Origin of the sequence: Photobacterium aphoticum (assembly GCF_001029435.1) — a bacterium.
In the GTDB taxonomy this organism is placed as follows: Bacteria; Pseudomonadota; Gammaproteobacteria; order Enterobacterales; family Vibrionaceae; genus Photobacterium; species Photobacterium aphoticum.
On record NZ_LDOV01000121.1, the window covers coordinates 1 to 4,733 of the forward strand.

Annotated in this window: 5 protein-coding genes; all 5 read left to right on the forward strand. The window is 38.0% G+C overall.

Translation table 11 applies throughout. The features are described from left to right. The first annotated feature begins 443 nt into the window (after positions 1 to 443). The gene (rfbB, locus tag ABT58_RS23290) at positions 444 to 1,526 is read left to right on the forward strand and encodes a dTDP-glucose 4,6-dehydratase (protein ID WP_047876263.1); all 1,083 of its coding nucleotides are present in this window, start codon (positions 444 to 446) and stop codon (positions 1,524 to 1,526) included. After that, entirely contained in the window at positions 1,526 to 2,410 is an 885-nt protein-coding gene (gene rfbA, locus ABT58_RS23295) for a glucose-1-phosphate thymidylyltransferase RfbA (protein WP_047876262.1), read from the forward strand. Before rfbB ends, rfbA begins: the two co-directional genes overlap by 1 nt. Next, complete coding sequence (gene rfbD, locus ABT58_RS23300) at positions 2,410 to 3,291, forward strand: dTDP-4-dehydrorhamnose reductase (RefSeq protein WP_047876261.1); 882 nt, start codon at positions 2,410 to 2,412, stop codon at positions 3,289 to 3,291. The genes rfbA and rfbD overlap by 1 nt, the downstream gene beginning before the upstream one ends. A 21-nt stretch (positions 3,292 to 3,312) precedes the next feature. Further along, positions 3,313 to 3,864 (forward strand): dTDP-4-dehydrorhamnose 3,5-epimerase, encoded by a 552-nt coding sequence (rfbC, locus tag ABT58_RS23305; protein ID WP_047876260.1) that lies wholly within the window; start codon positions 3,313 to 3,315, stop codon positions 3,862 to 3,864. A 7-nt stretch (positions 3,865 to 3,871) separates the two neighbouring features. Beyond that, positions 3,872 to 4,733, forward strand: an 862-nt coding sequence (locus ABT58_RS23310) for a glycosyltransferase family 2 protein (RefSeq protein WP_047876804.1), incomplete at its 3' end; no start/stop codon positions are given.

A 4,733-nucleotide genomic window follows, 5' to 3' on the forward strand; every position in this document is an offset into this window, starting at 1 on the left:
AAATTGAAATCACCAAGCAGCGTTTTGAACAAAATGGCATAGAGATAAAAGGCTTTATTTTGAATGCTGTCGTACGCAAAGCAAGTTCGTATTATGGTGGTAATTATGGTTACTACAATTACAGTTATGAGTCGAATAAATAAGTAGACTGATTAAGAGTAATGAATAGAGGCGCTGAATGCAGCGCCTCTATTATAGTCGCGCTTTTTTTTTGAGAGTAAAGGTGCGCCTATTAGGCTCCTTAGTAAAAACAAAGTAGAACCTAGGGTTTATAAGAGATGGCCTGTAATGGGCTATCTCAAATGAAGAAAATTTGTCTCAGGGCTGTAAGGATTACTGATGTGTGAAGATGAAAAAACACTAATACTCCGATTCAAAATCTGAAATTGAAGATTCAAGGCTCACATTCGTGAGTATGTTTTAGCATTAACAAAGAGAAAATCATGAAAATCCTTGTCACAGGCGGTGCCGGTTTTATTGGCTCGGCCGTTGTTCGTCATATTATTAAGAATACATCTGATACAGTCATTAATGTCGATAAGTTGACCTATGCAGGCAACATGGAATCACTCGCCGAAGTGGATTCACATGAGCGCTATCATTTTGAGCAAGTCGACATTTGTAATCGTGATGAACTTGACCGACTGTTTGTGCAATATCAACCAGATGTAGTGATGCACTTAGCGGCAGAGTCGCACGTTGACCGTTCGATTGATGGCCCAATAGCGTTCATTGAAACCAATATTGTAGGTACGTATACATTGCTTGAAGCAGCCCGTGCGTACTGGATCACATTGGATGAAGTGGCAAAGAGAGCTTTTCGCTTCCACCATATCTCAACCGATGAGGTGTACGGTGACTTAGAAGGTACAGATGATTTGTTTACCGAGACAACATCGTATGAACCGTCAAGCCCATATTCAGCATCGAAGGCATCAAGCGATCACTTAGTACGTGCTTGGCATCGCACTTACGGCTTACCAACGATTGTGACCAACTGTTCAAACAACTATGGACCTTACCATTTCCCTGAAAAACTGATTCCATTAATGATTTTGAATGCTTTAGACGGTAAACCATTACCTGTATACGGCAATGGGATGCAAATTCGTGATTGGTTGTTTGTCGAAGACCACGCACGCGCTTTATATAAAGTAGTCACTGAAGGTGTGGTAGGGGAAACCTATAATATTGGCGGTCACAATGAGAAAGCTAATATTGATGTCGTGAAAACAATTTGTACACTGCTTGAGGAATTAGTGCCAAACAAGCCTGCAGGTGTCGCAGAATATCAAAAGCTAATCACGTATGTGACTGATCGCCCAGGGCACGACGTTAGATATGCCATTGACGCATCCAAAATTGAGCGTGAACTGGGCTGGAAACCAGAAGAGACGTTTGAATCCGGCATTCGTAAAACCGTCGAATGGTATTTGGATAATAAAAAGTGGTGGTCACGTGTACTAAATGGTTCTTACGAAGGAGAGCGTCTAGGAGTATCCGTTGTAACTAAGGGAACGAAATAATGAAAGGGATTGTTCTAGCGGGTGGCTCAGGTACGCGTCTATACCCATTAACACGTGGTGTTTCAAAACAACTGCTGCCTATCTACGATAAACCAATGGTATTTTACCCGATTTCTACACTAATGTTAGCTGGGATTAAAGATATTTTAATTATCACAACTCCTGAAGATAATGCCGGTTTTAAGCGTTTGTTAGGCGATGGCTCTGATTTTGGTATCAATCTCGAGTATGCAATCCAACCGAGTCCTGATGGCTTAGCACAGGCTTTTATTATTGGTGAGGAGTTTATCGGTGATGACTGTGTTTGTTTAGTACTTGGCGATAATATCTTTTATGGCCAGTCATTTTCGACAACACTGAAAAATGCGGCTTCACGTGAATCGGGCGCAACGGTGTTTGGGTATCAAGTTAAAGATCCTGAGCGATTTGGTGTGGTTGAATTTGATCAAGAGATGAAAGCGGTATCGATTGAAGAGAAGCCGGAAAAACCTAAATCGAACTATGCTGTAACTGGGCTTTATTTTTATGACAACCGTGTAGTTGAAATGGCTAAGCAAGTGAAGCCGTCCCACCGTGGTGAATTGGAAATTACCACTCTTAATGAAATGTATCTTAATGACGGCTCATTAAAGGTTGAACTTTTTGGCCGTGGTTTTGCGTGGTTAGATACCGGAACGCATGAAAGCCTTCATGAAGCATCATCTTTCGTAGAAACAATCCAAAATGTACAGGGTTTGAAAGTAGCCTGTTTGGAAGAAATTGCCTTTCGTAATGGTTGGTTAAGTGTTGAAGATTTACTTAGCTTAGCAGAGCCCATGAAAAAGAATGAATATGGTCAGTATCTACTTCGAATTGCGTCTGAGTCTCTGAAGGAATCTAATTGATGCGAGTATTAGTGACGGGAGCTAAAGGCCAAGTGGGATGCAGCTTAGTTGAACGTTTAAGCGGTAAGGTTGAATTACTTGCCATTGACCGAGATGAACTCGATATCACCAATGAGAATGCGGTGTTTGAAGCGGTTAAAGCATTCGAACCTGATATTATTATTAATGCTGCTGCACATACTGCAGTTGATAAGGCCGAAGAAGAAGTCGAACTCTCATATGCGATTAATCGCGATGGTCCTCTATATTTAGCTCAAGCTGCGGAAAGTATTGGTGCTGCATTATTGCATATTTCAACCGATTATGTATTTTCCGGCGATAAAAATGGCATTTACATCGAAACTGATGCAGTAGACCCAAAATGTGTGTACGGAAAAAGTAAGTTATTAGGAGAGCAAGCAGTACTTGCTAATTGTTCTCGGACTATTATTTTGCGCACAGCATGGGTCTTTGGTGAGGATGGGAATAACTTTGTAAAGACTATTCTTCGCTTAGCTCAGCAACGAGATGAGCTAGGTATTGTGGCAGACCAGTTTGGTGGCCCGACTTACGCTGGCGATATTGCTACAGCATTAATTACTATCGCCAAGACTATTGTAGCTGAAGATAGTGATTTTGATACAACTAAATACGGCATTTATCATTATTCTGGATTACCTCATACAAGTTGGTGTGGTTTTGCTCAAACTATTATTGCTAAAGCAGTGGAACAAAAAGTATTGAATAAAGCACCCATTATTAATGGTATCAAGACGGATGATTATCCAACACCTGCGAAACGACCTGCAAACTCAAAGCTTAATACACAGAAAATTACAGAAACATTTGGTATTCAAGCCAGCGACTGGCAATATGCTTTAAATCAATTATCTGATTATTAATAATCATCGAGAATGAATAAAATGAAAGTAATTGAAACTGATATTCCTGATGTGAAAATCATTGAACCGACGGTGTTTAGTGATGAACGTGGTTTCTTTATGGAAACATGGAGTCAAAAAAAATTTGAAGAGTTAGTAACAAGTAAGCCAACACAATTTGTACAAGATAACCACTCTAAATCTAAAAAAGGTATTCTACGCGGATTACATTACCAGACAGAAAATACACAAGGTAAATTAGTTCGCGTAATTTCAGGTGAAGTTTTTGATGTGGCAGTAGATATCCGTAAAGAATCTTCAACATTTGGTAAGTGGGTTGGTATTTACCTTTCTGCTGAAAACAAACGTCAATTATGGGTGCCGGAAGGCTTTGCACATGGTTTTTATGTGACGAGTGAAGAGGCTGAGTTTGTATACAAATGTACAGACTATTATAACCCTACATCTGAGGTGTCGATACTCTGGTCTGATAATGATATAAATATAAGTTGGCCATTAAGCATTAGCCCAATTGTATCTGAAAAGGATCGAGGAGCATTGAAATTTTCCGAATACATAAAAAAACATGGGTAATTATTTAATGTTTGAACGTATAAAAAACTATTTTATTAAAGCCAAGAATTCAGTTGTGAAACATGAAAGGATTAAGGCCCCCAAATTATTCATGACCATTCTGGCTAAAAATGAAGCTGATATAATTGAACATCAAATTATATACCACAGAGCAATGGGTGTTGATGGATTTATAGTTACGGATAATAACTCTTCAGACGCTACACGAGAAATATTTGAAAAATATAAAAAGAAAGGATGGATAAAAGAAATAATTTGCGAAATTAGTAATAATCACGACCAAAAGAAATGGGTCGATAGAATGATTAGAATAGCCAGTGAAAAATATAATGCCGATTGGATAATAAATTCAGATGCAGATGAATTTTGGTGCTGCTCATCTAGTTCTCTTAAAGATGAGTTAGCGAAAACGACATCAAATGTGATTTATGTTGATATATATAACATATACCCGCATGAAACAAATAAATTCTATGAAAATGATAACTTAATAAAGAATTATGAAAGAGTACCTGAGAGCATTAAAAATAAATTATCTCCATATAGCATTTATGATAAACAAATTCAAAAGGTCATTCATAGGACCAAAGGATATTTGTCAATAGAGAATGGCAATCATAATGTTCGCATAAAAAAGAAAAGTAGTGTTAAGTCTGATAATATAATTATTTATCACTATAGTTTACGTGGTCTCGAACATTTTAAAAGGAAAATGATTAATGGAGGAGCTAGTGTAAATAATAACGAAGAACTTTCAGAAAATGCGGCTCAACACTGGCGGTATTTTTACGATATATTTATCAACCAAGGCCGTGAATATCAAGATGAATATGATAGAGTGATAGGAACAAAATATTTTGATGATATGA